This is a genomic window from Bisbaumannia salifodinae (assembly GCF_055388505.1).
Map to the genome: position 1 here is coordinate 4,270,549 of NZ_AP043781.1, position 23,688 is coordinate 4,294,236.

Below are 23,688 nucleotides of genomic sequence, written 5' to 3' on the forward strand. Positions count from 1 at the left end.
GTAACCGCCGGCCCCGCCCTCCGTCACCGGATTCATTTACAGGGTTTTGAGAGGAACCAAGATGAGCGGACGTATCGTACAAATCATCGGCGCGGTGATTGACGTAGAGTTTCCGCGGGACGATGTGCCCAAGGTCTACGACGCGCTGAATGTCGCCAATTCCGAAACCGTGCTCGAGGTCCAGCAGCAGCTGGGCGACGGCGTGGTGCGGACCATCGCCATGGGCTCCACCGAGGGTCTCAAGCGGGGCCTGGACGTCGAGAACACCGGCGCGGCCATCTCCGTGCCGGTGGGCAAGCAGACCCTGGGTCGCATCATGGATGTGCTGGGTCGCCCCATCGACGAAGCCGGCCCGATCGGCGAAGAAGAGCGCATGCCGATCCACCGCAAGGCCCCGAGCTATGCGGATCAGGCGGCCTCCAACGAGCTGCTGGAGACCGGCATCAAGGTCATCGACCTGGTCTGCCCGTTCGCCAAGGGCGGCAAGGTCGGCCTGTTCGGCGGCGCCGGCGTGGGCAAGACCGTCAACATGATGGAGCTGATCCGTAACATCGCCATCGAACACAGCGGCTTCTCCGTGTTCGCCGGCGTGGGTGAGCGGACCCGCGAGGGTAACGACTTCTACCACGAGATGACCGACTCCAACGTTATCGACAAGGTATCGCTGGTCTACGGTCAGATGAACGAGCCGCCCGGGAACCGCCTGCGCGTGGCCCTGACCGGCCTGACCATCGCCGAGAAGTTCCGCGATGAAGGCCGCGACGTGCTGCTGTTCGTCGACAACATCTACCGTTACACCCTGGCCGGTACCGAGGTCTCCGCCCTGCTGGGCCGGATGCCCTCCGCGGTGGGTTACCAGCCGACCCTGGCCGAGGAGATGGGCGTCCTGCAGGAGCGCATCACCTCCACCAAGACCGGCTCCATCACCTCCGTGCAGGCGGTCTACGTGCCCGCGGACGACCTGACCGACCCGTCCCCGGCGACCACCTTCGCCCACCTGGACGCCACCGTGGTACTGTCCCGCTCCATCGCCGAGCTGGGTATCTACCCGGCCATCGATCCGCTGGACTCCACCTCCCGTCAGCTGGATCCGCTGGTCGTCGGCGACGAGCACTACGACACCGCCCGCCGCGTGCAGGGCGTGCTGCAGCGCTACAAGGAGCTCAAGGACATCATCGCCATCCTGGGCATGGACGAGCTGTCCGACGAGGACAAGCAGACCGTGGCCCGGGCGCGTAAGATCCAGCGCTTCCTGTCGCAGCCGTTCTTCGTCGCCGAGGTCTTCACCGGGGCGCCCGGCAAGTACGTGTCGCTGAAGGAGACCATCCGTGGTTTCCAGGGCATCCTCAACGGCGACTACGACGAGCTGCCGGAGCAGGCCTTCTACATGGTTGGCACCATCGACGAGGCCGTCGAGAAAGCCAACAAGTAAAGGGCCGTCCACCAAGAGGACTAGACTATGGCGAACAGCTTCAAGTGCGAGATCGTCAGCGCCGAAGCCGCGGTGTTCTCCGGCCGGGTCGAGCAGATCATTGCGGCCGGTGTGATGGGTGACCTGGGCATCCTGCCCGGTCACGCACCGCTGCTGACCGAGCTGCAGCCGGGTCCGGTTCGCGTCATTCATGACGGTGGCGAAGAGGAAAACTTCTACATCTCCGGCGGCTTCCTGGAAGTGCAGCCGGATGTGGTGACCATCCTCGGCGATACCGCCGTGCGTGCCGACGACCTGGATGAGGCCGCCGCCGAAGAGGCGCGCCAGCATGCGCTGAAGGCCTTCAACGAGCAGTCCGCGGAGCTGGATTACAGCCGCGCCGCGTCCGAGCTCGCCGAGGCCGTGGCCCAGCTGCGTACCATTCAGCAGTTGCGCAAGAAACTCGGCCGGGGCTAACGCCGCCCGCGCCGTGGAAAACGCCCCTCGAACAGTGTTCGGGGGGCGTTTTCGTGTGTGGAGGCTGCCAGACTTAACACAGATCTACTGCGAATTCCGGGCTTTCGGCCAACTTGATTCGATCGATTTCGTTAAATAGCTCGCTATTCGCCTCAATCGATCGAACCATTTGACTCGAAATCCGTGATCCTCGTCACGATCGGTCAAGCCCGGCAGCCTCCTGGTATCATGACTCCCATTGCCCGGATAGCCTCCGGAAGATTCCGTCATATGTCGCCTCGAGAAGCCTGGCGGCATCAGGAGGATGCCCATGTCGCTGAACGAAACCCTCACCGAGCAGAAGAGCGTCTTGCTGGCGGCGCTGGAGCAGGACGATACCGGTACCCTGGATGAGGCCCTGCCGGAGCTGCGCGCCGCGGATATCGGCGAGATCCTCGAGGATATCGCCGAGGAGGAAGAAGGGCTGGTTCGCTTCCAGGCGCTGATGGAGCGTCTGCCCATCGAGCGACGGGCCAATGTGCTGGGCTACCTGCCCGGCGAACTGCAGCTGGCCTGGGCGGCCGAGATCGCTGATGACGCCCTGCTGCTGGTGCTGGAGGAGATGAGCTCCGACGAACGCGCCGACCTCTTCAACCTGCTCGACGAGGATCGCCGTGAGGGCCTGCTGCGGCGCATGGCCCGCCAGGAGCGGGAGGAGCTCAAGCGCCTGGCCAGCTACGAGGAGGGCACCGCCGGGGCCATCATGACCTCGGACTATGTGGCCATTCCCAGCGGCATGACCGTTTCCCAGGCGCTGATGCGGGTGCGGCAGACCGCCCCGGACGCCGAGACCGTCTACCAGCTCTATATCGTCGATACCGAGGGACGCCTGGTCGGTACCCTGTCGCTGCGTCAGCTGATGGTGGCGCGGCCCGGGGCCCGGGTCGATGACCTGATGATCAAGGACGTGATCAGCGTGGCGGTGGACGAGGAGCAGGAAGAGGTGGCGCGCCTGGTGGCCCGTTACGACCTGCTGGCGATCCCGGTGATCGATGCCGAGGCGCGCCTGGTGGGCATCGTCACCCACGATGACGCCATGGACGTGGCCGAGTCCGAGGCCACCGAGGATATCCACAAGGGGATGTCCATCGGCGCCCTGGAGGACGGCGTCAGCCGGGTGCCGCTGTGGAGTCTCTACCGCAAGCGAGTCTTCTGGCTGGTACTGCTGGTCTTCGCCAACCTCTTCTCCGGTGCCGGCATCGCCTACTTCGAGGACACCATCGCCGCCCAGGTGGCGCTGGTGTTCTTCCTGCCGCTGCTGATCGGCAGCGGCGGTAATGCGGGGGCCCAGGCGGCAACCCTGACGGTGCGCGGCATGGCCACCGGCGACGTGGGCGTCAAGGACTGGGGCAAGCTGCTGGGCCGGGAGCTGCTGGTGGCGGGCTCCCTGGGGTTGACCATGGCGCTGGCGGTGGCGCCCATCGGCATCATGCGCGGCGGCGAAACCGTGGCCATGGTGGTGGCCTTCAGCATGGTCGTCATCGTGCTCTTCGGCAGCCTGCTGGGCATGTGCCTGCCCTTTATTCTCAACCGCATCGGCTGGGACCCGGCCACCGCCTCGGCGCCCCTGGTCACCACCCTGATCGATGCCTCCGGGGTGCTGATCTACTTCAGCATCGCCACCGCGCTGCTGGCCGGGGGCTGATCGTCACGGAGATGGCACCGAGTCTGGTGCCCCCTCTCGCCGCCTTGCCACGGCCCGACGGCGGACAACTCGCGGCGTGACGTGTATTCTCTGCCAGGTTTCGGCCCGGTCCGACCGGGGCTTCGTTCTTCTATCAAGCGAGTGATCCATGGATTGGCTTCAGGTACTGGTGCTTTCCATCCTGCAGGGGCTCACCGAGTTCCTGCCGATTTCCAGCTCGGCACACCTGATCCTGGTGCCGGAACTGACCCCCTGGCCCGACCAGGGCCTGGCCTTCGATGTGGCCCTGCATCTCGGCAGCCTGGCGGCGGTGGTGCTCTATTTCCGCCATGACCTGGGGCGCATGCTGGTCAGTTGGTGGGCCTCGCTGAGGGGCCGCGGCACCGATGCGGATGGCCGCCTGGCCTGGTGGGTCTTGCTGGCCACCGTGCCGGTAGGGCTGGTGGGGCTGGCCTTTCACGATCTGATCCAGGAGGCCATGCGCTCGCCGTTGATCGTCGCCGCAGGACTGATCGGCTTCGGCCTGCTGCTGGGCTACGCCGACTGGCGTGGTCGCGGCAGCCGTAGCGAATACCAGCTGACCTGGAAGCAGGCGCTATGGATCGGCGCCGCCCAGGCCCTGGCACTGATTCCCGGCACCTCCCGCTCCGGCATCACCATTACCGCGGCGCTGCTGCTGGGGCTGAGCCGGGAGGGGGCGGCACGCTTCTCCTTCCTGCTGTCGATTCCGGTGATCGTGCTGGCCGGGGGCCTGGAGACCCTGACCCTGATCCGTGCGCCCCAGGCCATCGACTGGTCGGTGCTGGTGATCGGGGCCCTGCTCTCCGGCATCAGCGCCTATCTGTGCATCCACTACTTCCTGGCCTTTATCAAGCGCATCGGCATGCAGCCCTTCGTGGCTTACCGACTCCTGCTCGGCGGCTGGTTGCTATGGCTATTCTGGTAATTCCTTGCATGGAGATCGACCCATGAGGTACTTCTCTCGCCCCCTGGCCTGGGGGGCCCTGGTCCTGGCTGCCCTGGGCCTGACGGGGTGCGGCGATGGCGACCCGACGCTGGAGTCGCCGGTGACCCTGGAAGGGGGCGTCTTCGGCAGCTTCTACCAGGTCACCATCGCCGACCCCCTGACCCGGAGCCGGGCCGAGGCCCTGGAGGCGGGCTTCCTGGCGGAGCTCGAGGCGGTGGACGCGGCCATGTCCACCTATCGTGACGACTCGGAGCTGGTGGCCTTCAATCGGGCGCCGGTCGGTGAGTGGCAACCCCTCTCGGACGAGCTGATCGAGGTGCTGGCGATCAGCGAGGCGGTGGCCGAGGCCAGCGGCGGCGCCTTCGACGTCACCATTGGTGGCCTGGTCAACCTCTGGAGCTTCGGCCCCGAGGCGCGTCCCCGGGAGATTCCCGAGGCGGAGCTGATCGCCAGTCGCCTGGCCGAGATCGGTCACGACAAGCTGGAACTGGAGCCGGAGGCGAGCCAGGCGCGGCGCCTGGAAGATGTCTTCGTCGACCTTTCCGGGGTAGCCAAGGGGCATGGTACCGATCGGGTCGCCGCCTACCTGGATCGCCAGGGCATCGACCACTATCTAGTCAACCTGGGAGGCGACCTGGCCGTCAAGGGCTACCGGGATCGCGAGGCCCAGCCCTGGCGTATCGGCGTCGAGCTGCCGGACAGTTCTCGACGGGTGGCCCGGCATATCCTGCCGTTGCACGACGGCACCGTGGCCACCTCCGGCGATTACCGCAACTACTTTGAAGAGGATGGCCGGCGCTTCTCCCATACCCTCGATCCGCGCAGCGGCTATCCGGTGGCGCATACCCTGGCCTCGGTGTCGGTCTTTCACCCCTCCAATGCCTGGGCCGATGCCTGGGCCACCGCCTTGACCGTGGTGGGGCCCGAGGAGGCCCTGCGACTGGCCGAGCGGGAGGGGCTCGAGGTCTTGCTGCTAGTCCGGGAAGGGGATAGCTGGGGCAGCCTGGCCAGCACGGCCTTGGCGGCCCGCCTGGGCGAGAATCGCCTCGACTCCCTGGGGATCCGGGTGCCGTCATGGAACAGCAATCAGGAGGAAGAATGAGTCTCGACGTTGTGATCCTCGCCGCCGGGCAGGGCTCCCGGATGCGCTCGACCCGGCCCAAGGTGCTGCATCGCCTGGCCGGCAAGCCCATGGTGCGTCATGTGATCGACACCGCCACCCGGCTCGGCGCCGGCAAGTTGCACGTGGTGATCGGCCACGGCGCCGATCAGGTGCGCAGCGAGCTGGGCGACTGCCCGGTGCACTTCGCCCTGCAGGCCGAGCAGAAGGGCACCGGCCATGCGGTGGCCCAGGCCCTCGATGCGCTGGAGCATGACAAGGTGCTGGTGCTCTACGGGGACGTGCCGCTGATTCGCGCCGAGACCCTGGCGGGCCTGCTGGAGGGCGTCGACGAGTCCCACCTGGGGCTGCTCACCGTGACCCTGGCGGATCCCGGCGGTTACGGGCGCATCCTGCGCAACGCCGAGGGCCAGGCGGTGGCCATCGTCGAGCACAAGGACGCCTCCGAGAGCGAGCGAGCGGTCAAGGAGTGCAATACCGGCATCATGGCCATGACCCGGGCCCAGTTGAAGCGCTGGCTGCCCCAGCTCTCCGCCGACAATGCCCAGGGCGAGTATTACCTCACCGACGTGATCGCCCTGGCCGCCGCCGAGGGAGTCAAGATCGTCACCGCCCAGCCGGAAGATCCCCTGGAGGTGGAGGGAGTCAATAACCGCGCCCAGCTGGCGCGCCTGGAGCGGGCCTATCAGACCCGTATCGCCGAATCGCTGATGACCGCAGGCGTGGCGCTGGCCGATCCGGCACGCCTCGACGTGCGCGGCAGCCTGCGCTGCGGCCACGACGTGGAGATCGACGTGGGCTGTGTCTTCGAGGGCGAGGTGGAGCTGGGCGAGGGGGTGCGCATCGGCCCCTACTGCGTGATCCGCGACAGCCATATCGGCGCCGGCAGCGTGATCGAGGCCCACAGCATCGTCGAGCAGAGCGTGGCGGCGGGGCATAACCGCGTCGGGCCCTTCGCCCGGTTGCGTCCCGGCACCCACCTGGCGGTGCAGGCCAAAGTGGGTAACTTCGTCGAGACCAAGAATGCCCAGGTGGGCGAGGGCAGCAAGATCAACCACTTGAGCTATGTGGGCGATGCCACCCTGGGGCGCGGCGTCAATGTGGGCGCCGGTACCATCACCTGCAACTACGATGGCGTCAACAAGTCCCGCACCGAGATCGGCGACGATGCCTTTATCGGCTCCAATACCGCCCTGGTGGCCCCGGTCAGCGTGGGGGCCCGCGCCACCATCGGCGCCGGCTCCACCATCAGCAAGGACGTGGCCGACGGCGCCCTGGCGGTGGCCCGGGGCCGCCAGCTCACCAAGGCGGACTGGCCACGACCCACCAAGCGCAAATAATAATGGTGGGCCAGTAGCGCTCGAGGCCCGGGGCTACCCTGGGGGGCAGGCCTTCACAAAGACGCTTTGCTCCGGCCTGCCCCCAGCGCCCCTTAGCGATTCCCGCACGAGCCCTGCTCAGGTAGCCCCGGGTCTCGACAGGGGGAGAGCGCCAACTGCGATAGCCCTGAGATATTCCCCACCTCTTGACCCGGGGCGCCGGCTGCGGTTTCATCTCACCTTTCGAGTCGAAACAAAGACCTTTCATGTCGAAGCGTAATACCGCCCAGCGCCGCCACGCCATCCTCGCCTTCATCAACGAACGGGGCGAGACCGGCGTGGATACCCTGGCCGAGCACTTCGCCATCTCCGAGGTGACGGTGCGCAAGGACCTGGCGACCCTGGAGAAGAGCGGCCTGCTGTTGCGCCGCTACGGCGGGGCCGCGCCCCTGCCCCAGGAGCTGCTGGGGGAGCCGCGCCTCTCTCCGGCCAAGCGGGCCATCGCCCGGGCCGCCTGCGGGCGTATCCGCGAGCACCAGCGCATCATCATCGACAGCGGCAGCACCACCTCGGCGATGATTCCCGGCCTGGCGGGCAAGGCGGGCCTGGTGGTGATGACCAACGCCCTGGCGGTGGCCAATGCCCTGCGCGAGCTGGAGGAGGAGCCGATGCTGCTGATGACCGGCGGCACCTGGGATCCCCACTCCGAGTCCTTCCAGGGCCAGGTGGCGGAGCAGGTCCTGCGCCAGTACGACTTCGATCAGCTGTTTATCGGCGCCGACGGTATCGATCCGGCCCGGGGCACCACCACCTTCAACGAGCTGCTGGGCCTCTCCCGGGTCATGGCCGAAGTCTCCCGGGAGGTGGTAGTGCTGGCGGAGTCCTCCAAGGTAGGCCGGCGCATCCCCAATCTGGAACTGCCCTGGCAGGTTATCCACACCCTGATTACCGACCAGGGGCTTGGGGATAAGTCTCGACACACCATCGAGGCCCAGGGGGTCGAGGTCGTGTTGACGCCGGTCGATCCCGACTAATGATTCAAGGAGAGTAACCATGTGTGGAATCGTCGCCGCGGTCGCCGGCCGCAATGTGCAGGGCATCCTGCTGGAAGGCCTCAAGCGCCTGGAGTATCGGGGCTACGACTCCGCGGGCATGGCGGTACTCAATGCAGCGGGTAAGCTGGCGCGGCGCCGCGCCCTGGGCAAGGTGGCGGCCCTGGAAGAGCGCCTCGCCGAGGCCCCCCTGGGGGGCCATAGCGGCATCGCCCATACCCGCTGGGCCACCCACGGCAAGCCCAGCGAGGCCAATGCCCATCCCCACCAGTCCGGCGACGACCTGGCGGTGGTGCACAACGGCATCATCGAGAACTTCGAGGCGCTGCGTCGCGAGCTCCAGGGTGAGGGCTACGCCTTTACCTCCGAGACCGATACCGAGGTGGTGGCTCATCTGCTGGCCCGCCGCCTGCGGGGTGGGGATGACCTGCTGGCGGCGGTGCAGGCGGTGGCCGGAGGCCTGGACGGTGCCTACGCCCTGGGGGTGATGAGCCCTCTGGAACCCGGCGTGGTGATCGGCGCCCGCAAGGGCAGTCCCCTGGTGGTAGGGGTAGGCATCGAGGAGGCCTTCCTGGCCTCGGACCCCCTGGCGCTGTTGCAGGTCACCGATCGCTTTATCTACCTGGAGGAGGGCGATGTGGTGCGCCTGGGCCAGGGCGGCGAGATCACCATCTTCGACGCCGAGGGCCAAGTGGTGGTGCGTCCGGTGCGGGTCTTCGAGCACGGCGATGGCGCCGCCAGCAAGGGTGACTATCGCCATTTCATGCTCAAGGAGATCCATGAGCAGCCGGCGGTGATCGCCGCCACCCTGGAGGGGCGCCTGGGCAGCGAAGGCGTGCTGATCAACGGCTTCGGCAGCGAGGCGGAGGCGCTCTTCCGCCGGGTGCGCCAGATCCATATCGTCGCCTGCGGTACCAGCTATCATGCCGGCCTGGTGGCTCGCTACTGGCTGGAGCGCTACTCGGGGCTGCCCACTCAGGTGGAGGTGGCCTCGGAGTACCGTTATCGGCGGGTGGTGGTGCCGGAGGACACCCTCTTCGTCACCCTCTCCCAGTCCGGGGAGACCGCCGATACCCTGGCGGCGTTGCGTTTCGCCCGCCACAGCGGCTATCTGGCCAGCCTGGCGATCTGCAACGTGCCGGGCAGCTCGTTGGTACGGGAGTCGGACCTGACCCTGCTGACCCAGGCCGGTCCGGAGATCGGCGTGGCCTCCACCAAGGCCTTTACTACCCAGCTCACCGCCCTGCTGCTGCTCACCCTGGCCCTGCAGCGAGTGCAGGGGGGGGAGGCGCCGGCGGGGCTGCTCGAGGCGTTGCGTGGCCTGCCCGAGGCGGTGACCCGGGTGCTGGCCCTGGATGGCGAGATCGAGACCCTGGCCGAGGCCTTCGCCGAGAAGCACCATGCGCTCTTCCTGGGCCGTGGCGCCCACTTCCCCATTGCCCTGGAGGGGGCCCTGAAGCTCAAGGAGATCTCCTACATCCATGCGGAGGCCTATCCCGCCGGCGAGCTCAAGCATGGCCCCCTGGCCCTGGTCGACAGCGAGATGCCGGTGATCTCGGTGGCGCCCAACGACGAGCTCCTCGACAAGCTCAAGTCCAACCTCCAGGAGGTGCGGGCCCGGGGCGGCGAGCTTTTCGTCTTCGCCGACGAGAGCGTGGCACTGGAGGCGGGAGAGGGACTACGGGTGCTGCGCCTGCCGGCGGTGCATGAGGCCCTGGCGCCGATCCTCTACACCCTGCCGCTGCAGCTGCTCTCCTATCATGTGGCGGTACTCAAGGGCACCGATGTGGATCAGCCCAGGAATCTCGCCAAATCGGTGACGGTGGAATAAGAAAGTCATGGCCGGGCCCCGATAGGGATAGGCCCGGCTCTCCACCACCCCGGCCAAATCGGTCACGGTGGAGTAAGGGGGAGAGTACGGGCAGGCATCGATAGGGATCAGCCCGGCTCTCCACCACCCCGGCCAAATCCGTCACGGTGGAGTAAGGAAGCCATGGCCGGGCCCCGATGTGGATCATCCCGGCTCTCCACCGTCCCGGCCATATCGATCAGTCGAGTACACCATGGCTAAATTGCATCTGGGCCTGGCCATGTGGGCCAATGGCGACTGGCGAGGCTCTCTCCTGGCCCCTCATGGCGGCAACGAGGCGATGCTGGCGGAGTACGCCACGGTGTTCGATACCGTGGAGGGCAATACCACCTTCTATAGTGGCGCTCCCCGGGCGGAAACGGTGGCGGCCTGGGCGCGCCAGGCACCCGGCCACTTTCGCTTCTGCTTCAAGCTGCCCGCCGAGTTGACCCACCGTCGGCGCCTGGTGGGTATCGAGGCAGAGCTCGAGGCCTTTATCGAGGCCTTAGAGCCCCTCCACGATCGCCTGGGACCGCTGATGATCCAGCTGCCCCGGGACTTCGGTGGCCAGGAGTTGCCCCGATTGGCGGCCTTGCTCCAGGCCTGGCCGGATCATCTGCCGGCGGCGGTGGAGGTGCGTCATCCCGACTTTTTCCACAAGGGGGAGGCGGAGCGGGCCCTCAACCGATTGTTGATAAGTCATGGCGTGGAGCGGGTGATGCTGGATGTGCGGCCGCTCTTCGCGACCCCCGCCGGGGACGATCCGCGCCTGCTCAAGGCCCAGGGCGAAAAGCCGAGAGTCCCGCTACATGTGCTCTCCACGGCGACAGCGCCCCTGGTGCGCTTTATCGGTCACTTCGACGAGGCGATCAATCGGGAGCGCTTCGCCCCCTGGGCGGAGCGTCTCGCCCTGTGGATAAAACAGGGGAAAACCCCTTTCCTCTTTGTGCATACCCCGGATAACCGGGAGGCGCCGGCCCTGGCGCGGACCCTCTACACCGAGGTGGCCCGGCGCGTCCCGTTGCCGGAACTGGGCGCCTTTCCCGGCGAGCAACAAGTCAGCCTTTTCTAATCTATCGATTCGGGGCCGGGGTTGAGGCATGCGACAAAAGCGGGCCTGGCCATCGAGCGTATGATCGGATAGTTTTACCGTCCTGAGCGCTATATATCCAAAGATCTTCCCGGGTTTTGCGCGAATCCCGCGTGGATTCGGTAAGGTTTTGGCGCTTGGCACCCTCCCACTCGGGCGCCGACCAGGTGCTATGGTGAGAGGGGGCGTGACTTGGCAGTGATCCTGCCTGGATCCTGTCATGCCCTTGGTGCGCCGTGTGACCCATGGCGACCTGGACGTGGCAACAATAAGCACAAGCCGTTATCGCATCCGACCGATCGATAACGACACGCACAATCAGGGTGAATCATGTCGAAACTATCCCATGCACAATGGTCATCGAAGATGGCCTTTATCCTGGCCGCCACCGGCTCCGCCGTCGGCCTGGGCAATATCTGGCGCTTCTCTTATATGGTGGGCGATAGCGGCGGGGCCGCCTTCGTCCTGGTCTACCTGATCTGTGTGGCGGTGATCGGGCTCCCCATCCTGGTCGCCGAATGGCTGATCGGCCGGCGTGGCCAGAAGAACCCCATCAATGCCATGGCCGAGCTGGCCCGGGAGCGGGGGCAGCCCGGCGCCTGGATGCTGGTGGGCTTCAGCGGCGTGCTGGCGGCCTTCTTGATCCTCTCCTTCTATAGCGTGATCGGCGGCTGGTCGCTCTCCTATACCCTGAGCTCGGTGACCGGCGCCTTCAGCGGCCAGGACGCCGATGGCATCGGCGCCATCTTCGGCGGCCTACTGAGCAACCCCGGCCTGCTGCTGCTGTGGCATACCGCCTTTATGGCGCTGGTGGTGTGGATCGTCGCCCGCGGCGTGACCAAGGGCCTCGAGAGTGCGGTGCGCACCCTGATGCCGGCCCTGTTTATCCTGCTGCTGCTGCTGGTGGGCTATGGCATGACCACCGGGCACTTCGGTGAGGCCTTGGCCTTTATGTTCAGCCCCGACTGGAGTGCCCTCGACGGTGGCGTGGTACTGGCCGCCATGGGACAGGCCTTCTTCACCCTGTCGCTGGGCATGGGCATCATGATGGCCTACGGCTCCTACCTGGGCGAGGACGTCAACCTGATCGGCACCGCCCGCACCGTGATCATCCTCGACACCGTGGTGGCCCTGATCGCCGGCATGGCGATCTTCCCCATCGTCTTCGCCAACGGCCTCAGCCCCGGCGAGGGGCCCGGCCTGATCTTCGTCACCCTGCCCCTGGCCTTCGGCAATATGGGCGGCGGCATGATTATCGGCCTGATGTTCTTCCTGCTGCTGACCTTCGCCGCCCTGACCTCGGCCATCTCCCTGCTGGAGCCGGTGGTGGAGCTGATGGAAGAGCGTACCCCGCTGTCCCGGGTCGCCGCGACCCTGGTCAGCGCCGTGGCGGTCTGGGCCCTGGGCATCGCCGCCCTGCTGTCGTTCAATGTCTGGGACGTGCCGGTGCTGTTCGGGCTCAACGTCTTCGACCTGCTGGATACCTTCACCAGCAAGATCCTGCTGCCTCTGACCGGGCTGGGCGCGGTGGTCTTCGTGGCCTGGTGCCTGGATCGCACCAGCGTCGAGAAGGAGTTGGGTATCGGCGGTACCGCCGCCACCCTGTGGCATGCCAGCGCGCGTTTTATCGCGCCGGTGGGGGTGGTCATCGTCTTTATCACCGGGCTGATCTAGGCCGGCGACGATAAGACGACCTCCCTTTGGCGAGCCCCGGTGACCCCGGGGTTCGCTGCATTCTGGGCTACTGCAAGGCGTCGTCGAGGTCGCTGATCTCCTGTTCGAGACGCTTGAATTCGCCATGCAGCTCGATGCCGCGACGGGCCCGCAGATGGCGCACGGCGGCGCTCTTCTGGCGCTGCTGGTGTTCGTCGTTTTCCATGCTCATGAAGATATCGAGCAGTTCATTACGAAGCGTGGATAGCCGTTCCATATCGCGCATGAGTCGGTTCTCCTGCAGAGGACGCAAGCAACAAAAGTGTCGACACTGCTTCTCTTACTATAACCTACTTGACAATTTGATGACCCAGACCGGCCGTTGATGTCAAGCGCCGACATTCCGGTGCTGACAGCCTGGCCCGGAGCTGGGCATACTGAACAGACGACCCATCGGGCCCCAGACGATAACGAAAGAACGAGGAGCGAACCGTGAGCCGCGCCCTATTCGATGAGCTAAGAGGTCGCATGGAGCACTTTCGTCGCTCCGAGCAGAAGGTGGCCCGTTATGTGCTGCGCAATCCCGAGGAAGTGATCCATATGCGCATCGTCGACCTGGCCACCGAGGCCAAGGTCAGCGAACCCACCGTGGTGCGCTTCTGTCGGGCCCTGGGCTGCAATGGTTTCCAGGACTTCAAGCTCAAGCTGGCCCAGATGCTGGCCACTGGCAGCCAGTTTGCCCAGTTCTCCATGAACGACAGCGACAGCGTCGCCGAATTTTCCCATAACATCTTCGATTCCACCGTGGGCACCCTGCTCTCGGTGCGCGACCGCCTGGATATCGAGGCCCTCAACCAGGCCATCAATGCCCTGGCCATGGCCAACCGGGTGGAGTTCTACGGCTTCGGTGCCTCCGGCGCCGTGGCCTTCGATGCCCAGCACAAGTTCTTCCGCCTGCAGATCTCCACCTCGGCCTATACCGATCCGCATATGCAGAACATGTCGGCGGTGACCCTGGGCAAGGGCGACGTGGTGGTGGCCATCTCACAGACCGGCCGCACGCGCGCCCTGGTGGCCAGCGTCCGCCTGGCACGGGAGGCCGGCGCCACCGTGATCGGCCTGTGCCCCAGTGGCTCGCCGCTGGCCGACGAGGTGAGCCTGCCGCTCTATATCGATGTCCACGAGGACACCGAGATCTATACCCCGTTGAGCTCGCGGATCGCCCATCTGGTGCTGGTGGACGTCTTGGCGGTGGGGGTGGCCAAGACCCGCGGGCCCAAGCTCGCCGAACAGCTCAAGTCGGTGAAGAAGAGCCTGGTCCCGCTGCGCTACCCGGAAGAAGACGAGAAGCCCTAAGACCCGGCTGGGGCTTATGCTAAGCTGGTCGCCCATTTTTCGATCAGCAAGTGCCTGCCCCTATGGATGACGTCACGGCGATTCTCGACCACCTCAATCCCGCCCAGCGCGAAGCCGTCAGCGCCCCCCAGGGCAATATGCTGGTGCTGGCCGGGGCCGGTTCCGGCAAGACCCGGGTGCTGGTGCATCGCATCGCCTGGCTGCTGCAGACCGAGGGGCTCTCTCCCTATGCCATCCTGGCGGTGACCTTCACCAACAAGGCGGCCCGGGAGATGCGCACCCGCCTGGAGGCCCTGCTGGGCCTGTCGCTGCGCCATATGTGGGTGGGCACCTTCCACTCCATCGCCCATCGCCTGCTGCGCACCCACTGGCAGGACGCCCGCCTGCCCCAGCACTTCCAGATCATCGACAGCGATGACCAGCTGCGCCTGATCAAGCGCCTGCTCAAGGATCACCGGATCGACGACGAGCGCTTCCCGCCCCGCCAGGTGCAGTACTTTATCTCCGGCTGCAAGGAGGAGGGGCTGCGTCCCCATCAGGTGGATGCCCATGGCGACGCCTACATGAGCCAGATGGTGGAGCTCTACGAGCGCTATCAGTTGACCTGCGAGCGGGGCGGCCTGGTGGACTTCGGCGAGCTGCTGCTGCGCAGCCTGGAGCTGCTGCGCGATACCCCGGCGCTGCTGGCCCACTACCAGGCACGTTTCGCCCATGTGCTGGTGGACGAGTTCCAGGACACCAATACCCTGCAATACGCCTGGCTCAAGCTGCTCAGCGGCCAGCGCACGCCGATGACGGTGGTGGGCGACGACGACCAGTCCATCTATGGCTGGCGCGGCGCCCGGGTCGAGAATATCCGCCGCTTCGAGACCGAGTTCACCGACACCCGGACGGTGCGCCTGGAGCAGAACTACCGCTCCACCAGCGCCATCCTGGATGCCGCCAATGCGCTGATCAGCCACAACAGCGGGCGCATGGGCAAGGAGCTGTGGACCGACGGCGCCGAGGGCGAGCCGATCTCCGTCTATGCCGGTTTCAATGACCTGGACGAGGCGCGTTTCATCGTCGACACCATCAAGGAGAAGGTGGACGAGGGGATCAACCGCCGCGATATCGCCATCCTCTACCGCTCCAATGCCCAGTCCCGGGTGCTGGAGGAGGCGCTGATCCGCCAGGGCATGCCCTACCGCATCTACGGCGGCCATCGCTTCTACGAGCGCCTGGAGATCAAGAACGCCCTGGCCTACCTGCGCCTGCTGCTCAACCGCGACGATGACGCCTCCCTGGAACGGGTCATCAATGTGCCTGCGCGAGGCATCGGCACCCGCACCGTGGAGGTGATCCGCGAGCGGGCCCGGGAGGACAATAGCTCCCTGTGGCAGGCGCTCCACGACTGTTTGGCCCAGGGCCGGCTCAAGGGACGCGCCGCCAATGCGGTGCAGGCCTTCGCCGAGCTGGTCGAGCGCCTCGATCACGACACCGCGGCGCTGATGCTCCACGAGATCATTGACCATGTGGTGAGCCAGTCGGGGCTGCTGGAGCACCACCGCAGCGAGAAGGGCGAGAAGGGCCAGGCCCGGGTCGAGAACCTGGAGGAGCTGGTCACCGCCGCCCGCGCCTTTACCCAGGGCACGCCCCTGGCCGAGGTGGAGGTGGGCGAGGGGGCCGCGGCCCTGGAGCCCTTCCTGGCCGAGGCGGCCCTGGATGCCGGCGACCACGAGGCGGACGAATTCGAGGACTGCGTGCAACTGATGACCCTGCACTCCGCCAAGGGGCTGGAGTTCCCGGTGGTCTTCGTCGCCGGGGTGGAGGAGGGGCTCTTCCCCCACAAGATGTCCCTGGAGGAGCCGGGGCGCCTGGAGGAGGAGCGGCGCCTCTGCTACGTGGGCCTGACCCGGGCCATGCACAAGCTCTACCTCACCTATGCGGAGCTGCGCCGCCTGCACGGCAAGGAGACCTTCCAGCGTCCCTCCCGTTTCCTGCGCGAGCTGCCCGAGGCGCTGCTGGAGGAGGTACGCCTGCGCGGCCAGATCTCGCGGCCGGTTACCGCCGGCCGGTCGCTGCCCGCGGCGGCCCGCCAGGAGGGCGTCAACGGCGGCGATGACCTGCCCAGCCTCTCCCTGGGGCAGCGGGTCAGCCATCCGCTGTTCGGCGATGGGGTGATCATCAACGCCGAGGGCGAGGGGCAGCGGGCCCGGGTGCAGGTGAGCTTCGAGGGCGAGGGCGACAAGTGGCTGGTGCTGGGCTTCGCCAAGCTAACGCCGCTATAGCTCGCCGGCATGCCAGGGTTATCGCAGTTAGCTTTGTGGCCAGGGGCTACCCTGGGGGCAGGTGTCGCGGGGCGCTGTGAACCCCTCTCTGGGCGCTACTTTTGCCATCCATGGCAAAAAACCCCCGCTCCGACCTGCCCTCAGCGATTCCAGCGGTGTTAGCCCTGGCCGGTATATTTCACCACTTGACGCTAACGTCAATGGCGTTGGCGGCCAGGCTTGCCGTCGCTAACCCTGCTAAGCATACTGCGTGACGGACACTTTCCCGCCGGGCGAGCCCCGCGCCGGAAAAACAATAACGCTCAATGGAGTCATGCCCGTCATGCAACGACGTCAATTCCTCGGCGCCCTGGGCGCCGGCGCCGCGGGGGCCGTGGCCGCCCCCTTCGTCTCCACCGCCAGCGCCCAGGAGCCCATCACCTGGCGCATGGTCACCTCCTGGCCGAAGAACTTCCCGGCCCTCGGCACCGGTGCCAACGACTTCGCCCAGCGCATCGAGACCCTCTCCGGCGGCCGCATGCGGGTCCAGGTCTATGGGGCCGGCGAGCTGGTCCCGGCCCTGGAGGTCTTCGATGCGGTGGCCGCCGGTACTGCCGAGATGGGCCACTCCGCCGCCTATTACTGGCGCGGCAAGGTCGCCGCTTCCCAGTTCTTCACCGCCGTGCCCTTCGGCATGAACACCACCGAGACCAATGCCTGGCTCTACCATGGCGGTGGCCAGGAGCTGTGGGACGAGGTCTATGCCGGGCACAACCTCAAGCCCTTCGCGGTAGGCAATACCGGAACCCAGATGGCCGGCTGGTTCAAGCGTGAGATCAACTCCCTGGAGGACATGCGCGGCCTGCGTATCCGCCTGCCGGGGTTGGCCGGCGAGGCCATGAACGGCATCGGCGCCACCGCCGTCAATATGCCGGGCTCGGAGATCTTCACCTCCATGCAGACCGGGGTGCTGGACGCCGCCGACTGGGTGGGCCCTTACAACGACATGGCCTTCGGCCTCTACCAGGTGGCCGATTACTACTACACCTCGGTTTGGAACGAGCCCAGCGCGATACTCGAGGGCACCGTCAATCTGGATGCCTGGAACGCCCTGCCGGATGACCTCAAGGCGGTGGTGGTGGAGGCGGCCCGCTCCGCCAACCTGGCGATGATCGACGAGTTTACCTTCCGCAATGCCCAGGCCCTGCAGACCCTGGTGGACGAGCACGGCGTCGAGCTGCGCACCTTCCCCGAGGACGTGATGGCGGCGCTCTACGAGTCGTCCCGAGAGGTGCTGGCACGGCAGGCGGAGTCCGACCCCGAGTCGGCGCGGGTCTATGAGTCCTATCAGGCCTTCCAGCGCCTGGTACGGGGCTTTACCGACGTGGGGGAATTCGCCTACCTGAAAAGCCGCGACGCCGTGACATCTTGAGTGGCCGGTGGTTGGAGAGGGGGGAGTTCGCCTCTCTCCAGACCCCCAAAAGCCGCGATGCGGTAACGTCCTGAATCAGTGGTGGCGCGGGGGGCCACGCCACCATCGATGCGGGGGAGTTCGCCCCTCTCCAGAATCCCAAAAGCCGCGACGCCGTGACCACCTAAGGTGTCGGCGGGCGGTATCGAGAGCCACTGGGCGCCCGTGGGCGCCCAGTGTCGTTATGAGGGGGCTAGGCCTCGGGCACGGCGCGAATCCGGCCATTGTCGTCCAGGGCCACCATCACGAAGCGCGCCTCGGTGACCTTGTGCAGCTCGTCGGGGTCGCGCTCCTGGGGCGGTCGACTCCACACCTCCACGTCGATCTTGATGGAGCTGCGGCCGATCTCCCGCACCTCGGTGAAGATATTGACCACCGAGCCGATGCGCACCGGGCACAGGAAGTCCATGGCCTCGATGGCCACGGTGGCGGTGCGGCCATGAGCCACCCGGCCGGCGGCCAGTTCGGCGGCCTGGTCCATATGACTGACCAGCCAGCCGCCGGGAATATCGCCATAGAGGTTGGTATCCTGGCGCGAGGCCAGCAGCTTGAGGGTCAACTGCCCCTGGGGGGCGGGAACATCATCGAGATCGGTCATGGGGTATCACGGATCGCCGGCATTGTTGTTCGAGACTCATTGAACAGGCATCTTAAACGCCTGTCCGTCCCTTAACCACCATCTGTGACAGGGCGTCGCGTCAGTCGTGATACCCAGGCCGCTCGGGGAATCTTGCCATGCCACTCGCTCGTCGACTCCTTCGTCATCGTCCCTTGCCGGGATGGCTGATGCTGCTGGCCTGGCTGGTCGCCGCGCCGCTGCAGGCGAGCTCCCCCATCGCCGGGCCCCTCCACTCCATCGGCTCCGAGACCCTGGCCAGCCTGATGCTGCGCTGGGGCGAGACCCTGGAGGCCCGGCACCCCGGGGTACGCCTGCAGCTACAGGCCAGCGGCTCCTCCACGGCGCCGCCGGCCCTGGTGGCGGGCACCAGCCGCCTGGGCCCCATGTCGCGGCCCATGTCCGAGTCGGAGCGGGCGGCCTTTATCGCCGCCCACGGTTATCCGCCCCTGGCCGTGCCGGTGGCCATGGATGCCCTGGCGTTCTTCGTGCACCGCGACAACCCCGTCGAGGCCCTGAGCCTGGCCCAGCTGGATGCCATCTTCTCCGACACCCGGCGCTGCGGGGGCGCCGCTCCCCTGGAGCGCTGGGACGAGTTGCGCCCGACGCTGTCGGGCGGCATCAGCCGCTATGGCCGCAACAGTGCCTCCGGCAGCCATGGGGTGGTGCGCCGCCTGGCCCTGTGCGGCGGTGACTTCCGCCTCGACGTGGGGGAACTCATGGGCTCGGCGGCGGTGGTGGCGGCGGTGGCCAATGATCCCCGGGGCATCGGCTACGCCGGCCTGGGCTACCTGACCCCAGGGGTGCGGGCCCTGGGCCTGGTGGGGGACGATGGCGGGGCGGTGCGGCCCACCGCCGAGGCGGCCCTGGCCGGCGATTATCCCCTGAGCCGGCCCCTCTACCTCTACCTCAATTTGGCCCCCGGTGAGCCCTGGCCCCCCCTGGAGCGGGCCTTCGTCGAGCTGGTGCTCTCCGCCGAAGGGCAGGCCATCGTCGAGGAGTTGGGCTTCGTGGCCCTGCCGCCGGGCCGCCTGACGGAGATTCGCCGCCGCCTCGGCCTGGAGCCGGGCCATTAAGCGCTGTCATCCAATTGTCATGATTCTGACCTAGAGTCACGCTATCGCCATGTCTTCTCTTTCTTCCCACGGGCCCCGGCCATGATCGACTACTCCTCGCCCGCCGTGCGCTTGCGCCAGCGCTGGCGCCAGGTCCGGGATCGCCTGGCGACCCTGCTGATCAGCGCCTGCGGCATCGGGGTGATCGTCGCCGTGCTGGCCATCGGCGTCTTCCTGGTGGTGGCCGCCTGGCCGCTGTTCTCCTCTCCGCGGGTGGCCAGCGAGCCGGCGACGCCCGGCGTCGAGGTGGCTTATCCCCTGGAGGCGCCGCTGCCTGCCGGGCTCGAGGCCTGGCGGCGGGACCAGCACCTGGATGCCCTGCCCTACGCCCTGTCCCATGCGCAGCCCCAGGCCCTGGGCGGGCGACTGTGGCTGGCCGAGGGGCATCGGCTGACGATCCTGGCGTTGGACGGTGAGGCCCCGCGACGGCTGGCGCGCCTGCCGGTGGTGGAGCCCGAACGCCGCATCACCGCCCTGGCGGCCCTGGCCGGGGGGCGTAGCCTGGTCGTCGCCGATGATGCCGGTGGCCTGCGTCGCTGGACGGTGGAGGCGGCGCCACCCTGGCTGCGCCTGGCGACGGAGTACCGCGATCGGGGCCCGGTCATCCAGGCCCTCTGGACCCTGCCCGAATCGCGGCTCTTCCTGGCCCGCGATGCGGCGGGGTTGAGCCTGTTCGAGTCCCTGGCCGGGCAGCGTTGGCGGGGCGAGGCGCCCGGCGGCGAGGCCCTCGGCTTCGATGCCGAGGGGGGCCTGCTGTGGCGCGACGCAGGCGTTGTCCAACGCCTGGCCATCGACGCCCCCCATGCCGAGATCAGCTGGCGTACCCTCTGGCTGCCCCAGCCCTACGAGGGCCACGCCGCCCCCCAGCAGCGCTGGCAGAGCGCCGGCGAGGGCAGCCTCGATGAGCCCAAGTACGGCCTGGCGCCTCTGGCCTGGGGTACCCTCAAGGCGGCGGCCTATGCCCTGCTGCTGGCGGTTCCCCTGGCCCTGGGGGCGGCCTTTTTCTCCGCCTGTTACCTGCCGCGGCGGCTGCGTGAGCGGATCAAGCCGACCCTGGAGTTGATGGAGGCGTTGCCCGGCGTGGTGATCGGCTTCGTCGCCGGCCTGGTGCTGGCGCCCTTCGTCGAGCGCCACCTGGCCGGCGGCCTGGCGCTGATCGTCCTGCTGCCGCTGGTCATGCTGCTGGCGGGGGGGCTCTGGACGCGGCTGCCGGCGGCATGGCGGCGGTGCCTGCCGCTGGGCTGGGCGGGCCTGTGGCTGATGCCCTGGCTGGCGCTATGGATCGCCCTGGCCCTGTGGGCCTCGCCCTGGCTGGAGGCGGCGCTGTTCGACGGCGACCTGCGCGGCTGGCTGGAAGCCTCCCTGGGGCTCGGCTATGACCAGCGCAATGCCCTGATCGTCGGCCTGGCCATGGGCTTCGCGGTGATTCCCTCCATCTTCGCCCTGGCCGAGGACGCCCTCTCCGGGGTGCCGGCGAGCCTCGGCGAGGGCGCCCAGGCCCTGGGCGCCACCCGCTGGCAGACCCTGTGGAAGGTGCTGCTGCCCGCCGCCGGACCGGGGGTCTTCTCGGCGGTGATGATCGGCGCCGGGCGCGCCGTGGGCGAGACCATGATCGTGTTGATGGCCACCGGCAATACCGCCCTGATGAGCGTCAGCCCCCTGGAGGGCATGCGCTCCTTCGCCGCCAACCTGGCCATCGAACTGCCCGAGGCGGTGCCCGGCGGCACCCACTACCGGGTGCTGCTGTTCAGCGCCCTGCTGCTGTTCCTCTTCACCTTCGCCGTCAACACCCTGGCGGAGCTGGTGCGCCGGCGCCTCAAGCGTCGCTATCGCCAACTGGGGGCCGGACGATGAGGCGCCTCCGCTTGCCGGGCCGCGCCGGCCTGCCCCGGGGCGAGGGACCCTGGCCCTGGCTGGCCGCCGGCAGCCTGGCCCTGTCGTTGTTGATGCTGGCGGCCCTCTTGCTGCTGTTGGCGGGGCGCGGCCTGGGCCACTTCTGGCCGGCGCCGGTGGAGCTGGTGACCCTCGACGACGGCCGCCAGCTGGCCGGTCAGCCGGTGCGAGAGGAGCGCCGCCAGACCCTGCAGGGCAGCCCCCTGCGCGAGCGCCTCTACCGCACCGGCAATCGTGACCTGGACGGCGAGGCCTGGCGCTGGGTCGAGGTGACGAGCATCGCCCGCCGCGAGCGCCCCGATGACTGGGCGGTGATCGAGCGCCAGCGCTGGGGCGAGCTGATCGTGCGACCCCTGGCCTTGGAGGAGGCGGGGCGGCGACTGGCCGAGGCGCCGCTATGGGCGGCCTTCGCGGCCCGCCTCGAACGGGTCCTGTCGCTGCGTGCCGAGCGCGACGCCCTGCGCCGCGAGGTGATCGCGCCCCTGGCCCGGCGCCTGGCGGCGGGCCATGACGACGCCGAGGCCCGGGCGCGGCTGACCGAGGCCCAGGCGCGGGTCGGCGAGCTGCAGGCGGCCATGACCCGGGATGCCCTGGTGGTGGAGAGCGCCGCCGGCGAGCGCCTCACTGTGCCCCTGGAGAGCATGCTGGCCGCCTGGCGCCCCAACGCCATGTCGCCGCCGGAGAAACTGGCGGCCTGGGGGGCCAACCTCTGGCACTTCCTCTCCGAGGGACCAAGGGCGGCCAATACCGCCGGCGGCGTCTGGCCGGCGATCTTCGGCACCGTGCTGATGGTGCTGTTGATGTCGGCCCTGGTGACCCCCTTCGGGGTCCTGGCGGCGGTCTACCTGCATGAGGTGGCGCCCCAGGGGCGGCTGACCGGCTGGGTCCGCATCGCGGTGCGCAACCTGGCTGGGGTGCCCTCCATCGTCTACGGCGTCTTCGGCCTCGGCGTCTTCGTCTATGGTATCGGCGGCCGCCTCGACGACTGGCTCTTCGCCGACAGCCTGCCGTCGCCCACCTTCGGTACCGGTGGCCTGCTGTGGGCCTCCCTGACCCTGGCCCTGTTGACCCTGCCGGTGGTGATCGTGGCCACCGAGGAGGGGCTGGCGCGGATCCCCGCCCAGCAGCGCGAGGCGGCCCTGGCCCTGGGCGCCACCCGCGCCGAGATGCTGCGCCGGGTGATCCTGCCCATGGCCCTGCCGGCCATGCTCACCGGGGTGATCCTGGCCATCGCCCGGGCCGCCGGCGAAGTGGCGCCGCTGATGCTGGTGGGGGTGGCCAAGCTGGCGCCCCAGGTGCCGGTGGATGGGGACTTTCCCTACCTGCACCTGGAACGGAAGTTCATGCATCTGGGCTACCATGTCTTCGATGTCGGTTTTCATAGCGGCGACGTGGAGGCGGCCCTGCCGCTGGTCTACGCCACGGCGCTGCTGCTGGTAGGAGTGATCCTGGTGCTTAACCTGACTGCAATATTACTGCGCCATCATCTACGGGCGCGGCATGCGGCGCTGCGGTCCCGATGAGTCGACCCATGAGCGAGACCCTGTTTTCCCAGGCGGCCGGGGGCACCCGGTCGGCGGTGATCGAGATCCCCGCGGCCCGGAGCTGCCTGGAGATCGATGATCTCTCCCTGCGCTATGGCGGCCAGCCGGCGCTCCAGGGGCTGTCGCTGCGGGTGCCGCGACACAGCGTCACCGCCTTTATCGGTCCCTCGGGCTGCGGCAAGTCGACCCTGCTGCGGGTCCTCAATCGGCTGCATGACCTCAACGACGAGGTCACCCAGAGCGGGCGGGTGCTGCTGGAGGGGGAGGATATCCATGGGCCCGGGGTGGCGGTGGCGCAGCTGCGCCGCCGGGTGGGGATGGTCTTCCAGACCCCCAATCCCTTCCCCATGTCGATCTACGAGAACGTGGCCTTCGGGCTGCGACTCCAGGTGCCGCTGAAAAAGCGCCGCCGCGACGAGATCATCGAATGGGCCCTGGTCTCCGCGGCCCTCTGGGACGAGGTCAAGGATCGCCTTCACGACTCCGCCTGGACCCTCTCGGGGGGCCAGCAGCAGCGCCTGGTGATCGCCCGGACCCTGGCGGTGCAGCCGGAGGTGCTGCTGCTCGACGAGCCCGCCTCGGCCCTGGATCCGATCTCCTCGCTGAAGATCGAGGAGCTGATCCGCAACCTCAAGTCGCGGCTCTCGGTGATCCTGGTCACCCATAACATGCAGCAGGCGGCCCGGGTCTCCGACTACACCGCCTTCCTGGAGGGCGGTGAGCTGGTGGAGTATGCCGCCACCGATGACCTGTTCACCAATCCGCGGCTGACCCGCACCGAAGACTACATCACCGGCCGGATGAGCTGATCCGGCGGCTTCA

Annotated in this window: 19 protein-coding genes; 17 read left to right on the forward strand and 2 right to left on the reverse strand. The window is 67.6% G+C overall.

The window, feature by feature from the left end; genetic code table 11:
* The first annotated feature begins 61 nt into the window (after window positions 1-61).
* From atpD to ACZ5EF_RS20020, 10 genes are all read left to right on the forward strand, one after another.
* The gene (atpD, locus tag ACZ5EF_RS19975) at window positions 62-1,432 is read left to right on the forward strand and encodes a F0F1 ATP synthase subunit beta (RefSeq protein ID WP_346060818.1); all 1,371 of its coding nucleotides are present in this window, start codon (window positions 62-64) and stop codon (window positions 1,430-1,432) included.
* A gap of 27 nt (window positions 1,433-1,459) precedes the next feature.
* Window positions 1,460-1,888 (forward strand): F0F1 ATP synthase subunit epsilon, encoded by a 429-nt coding sequence (locus ACZ5EF_RS19980; RefSeq protein WP_346060817.1) that lies wholly within the window; start codon window positions 1,460-1,462, stop codon window positions 1,886-1,888.
* A gap of 310 nt (window positions 1,889-2,198) precedes the next feature.
* Window positions 2,199-3,572: a magnesium transporter gene (gene mgtE / locus ACZ5EF_RS19985; protein ID WP_346060816.1), complete on the forward strand. Its 1,374-nt coding sequence runs from the start codon at window positions 2,199-2,201 to the stop codon at window positions 3,570-3,572.
* Between the two features lie 148 nt (window positions 3,573-3,720).
* Complete coding sequence (locus ACZ5EF_RS19990; protein WP_346060815.1) at window positions 3,721-4,518, forward strand: undecaprenyl-diphosphate phosphatase; 798 nt, start codon at window positions 3,721-3,723, stop codon at window positions 4,516-4,518.
* A 22-nt stretch (window positions 4,519-4,540) separates the two neighbouring features.
* On the forward strand, window positions 4,541-5,641 hold the full coding sequence (locus tag ACZ5EF_RS19995; RefSeq protein ID WP_346060814.1) for an FAD:protein FMN transferase: 1,101 nt from the start codon (window positions 4,541-4,543) through the stop codon (window positions 5,639-5,641).
* Entirely contained in the window at window positions 5,638-6,999 is a 1,362-nt protein-coding gene (gene glmU, locus ACZ5EF_RS20000; protein ID WP_346060813.1) for a bifunctional UDP-N-acetylglucosamine diphosphorylase/glucosamine-1-phosphate N-acetyltransferase GlmU, read from the forward strand. The genes ACZ5EF_RS19995 and glmU overlap by 4 nt, the downstream gene beginning before the upstream one ends.
* 245 nt (window positions 7,000-7,244) lie before the next feature.
* On the forward strand, window positions 7,245-8,012 hold the full coding sequence (locus ACZ5EF_RS20005) for a DeoR/GlpR family DNA-binding transcription regulator (protein WP_346060812.1): 768 nt from the start codon (window positions 7,245-7,247) through the stop codon (window positions 8,010-8,012).
* A gap of 19 nt (window positions 8,013-8,031) precedes the next feature.
* Window positions 8,032-9,861, forward strand: coding sequence for a glutamine--fructose-6-phosphate transaminase (isomerizing) (gene glmS, locus ACZ5EF_RS20010; protein WP_346060811.1), 1,830 nt, complete (start codon window positions 8,032-8,034; stop codon window positions 9,859-9,861).
* 232 nt (window positions 9,862-10,093) lie between these two features.
* Window positions 10,094-10,951 (forward strand): DUF72 domain-containing protein, encoded by an 858-nt coding sequence (locus tag ACZ5EF_RS20015; protein WP_346060810.1) that lies wholly within the window; start codon window positions 10,094-10,096, stop codon window positions 10,949-10,951.
* 348 nt (window positions 10,952-11,299) lie between these two features.
* Complete coding sequence (locus ACZ5EF_RS20020; RefSeq protein ID WP_346060809.1) at window positions 11,300-12,643, forward strand: sodium-dependent transporter; 1,344 nt, start codon at window positions 11,300-11,302, stop codon at window positions 12,641-12,643.
* Between the two features lie 67 nt (window positions 12,644-12,710).
* Here ACZ5EF_RS20020 and ACZ5EF_RS20025 read toward each other — a convergent pair whose 3' ends face one another.
* On the reverse strand, window positions 12,711-12,908 hold the full coding sequence (locus ACZ5EF_RS20025) for a PA3496 family putative envelope integrity protein (protein WP_346060808.1): 198 nt from the start codon (window positions 12,906-12,908) through the stop codon (window positions 12,711-12,713).
* 206 nt (window positions 12,909-13,114) lie between these two features.
* Between ACZ5EF_RS20025 and hexR the strand changes: the two genes are divergently transcribed.
* From hexR to ACZ5EF_RS20040, 3 genes are all read left to right on the forward strand, one after another.
* A complete protein-coding gene (gene hexR, locus ACZ5EF_RS20030) occupies window positions 13,115-13,978 on the forward strand; it encodes a transcriptional regulator HexR (RefSeq protein ID WP_346060807.1) in 864 nt (287 codons plus the stop codon).
* Between the two features lie 62 nt (window positions 13,979-14,040).
* Window positions 14,041-16,248, forward strand: coding sequence for a DNA helicase II (gene uvrD / locus ACZ5EF_RS20035; protein WP_346060806.1), 2,208 nt, complete (start codon window positions 14,041-14,043; stop codon window positions 16,246-16,248).
* A gap of 322 nt (window positions 16,249-16,570) precedes the next feature.
* The gene (locus tag ACZ5EF_RS20040; RefSeq protein ID WP_346060805.1) at window positions 16,571-17,659 is read left to right on the forward strand and encodes a TRAP transporter substrate-binding protein; all 1,089 of its coding nucleotides are present in this window, start codon (window positions 16,571-16,573) and stop codon (window positions 17,657-17,659) included.
* 232 nt (window positions 17,660-17,891) lie between these two features.
* On the opposite strand, the gene ACZ5EF_RS20045 is transcribed toward ACZ5EF_RS20040, so the two are convergent.
* The gene (locus tag ACZ5EF_RS20045; RefSeq protein WP_346060804.1) at window positions 17,892-18,296 is read right to left on the reverse strand and encodes an acyl-CoA thioesterase; all 405 of its coding nucleotides are present in this window, start codon (window positions 18,294-18,296) and stop codon (window positions 17,892-17,894) included.
* A gap of 137 nt (window positions 18,297-18,433) precedes the next feature.
* Here ACZ5EF_RS20045 and ACZ5EF_RS20050 point away from each other — a divergent pair, with 137 nt between their 5' ends.
* From ACZ5EF_RS20050 to pstB, 4 genes are all read left to right on the forward strand, one after another.
* Complete coding sequence (locus ACZ5EF_RS20050) at window positions 18,434-19,390, forward strand: PstS family phosphate ABC transporter substrate-binding protein (RefSeq protein ID WP_346060803.1); 957 nt, start codon at window positions 18,434-18,436, stop codon at window positions 19,388-19,390.
* A gap of 789 nt (window positions 19,391-20,179) precedes the next feature.
* Window positions 20,180-21,283, forward strand: coding sequence for an ABC transporter permease subunit (locus ACZ5EF_RS20055; RefSeq protein WP_346061136.1), 1,104 nt, complete (start codon window positions 20,180-20,182; stop codon window positions 21,281-21,283).
* On the forward strand, window positions 21,280-22,845 hold the full coding sequence (gene pstA / locus ACZ5EF_RS20060) for a phosphate ABC transporter permease PstA (RefSeq protein WP_346060802.1): 1,566 nt from the start codon (window positions 21,280-21,282) through the stop codon (window positions 22,843-22,845). The genes ACZ5EF_RS20055 and pstA overlap by 4 nt, the downstream gene beginning before the upstream one ends.
* A gap of 8 nt (window positions 22,846-22,853) precedes the next feature.
* A complete protein-coding gene (gene pstB, locus ACZ5EF_RS20065; RefSeq protein ID WP_346060801.1) occupies window positions 22,854-23,675 on the forward strand; it encodes a phosphate ABC transporter ATP-binding protein PstB in 822 nt (273 codons plus the stop codon).
* Window positions 23,676-23,688: the final 13 nt, after the last annotated feature.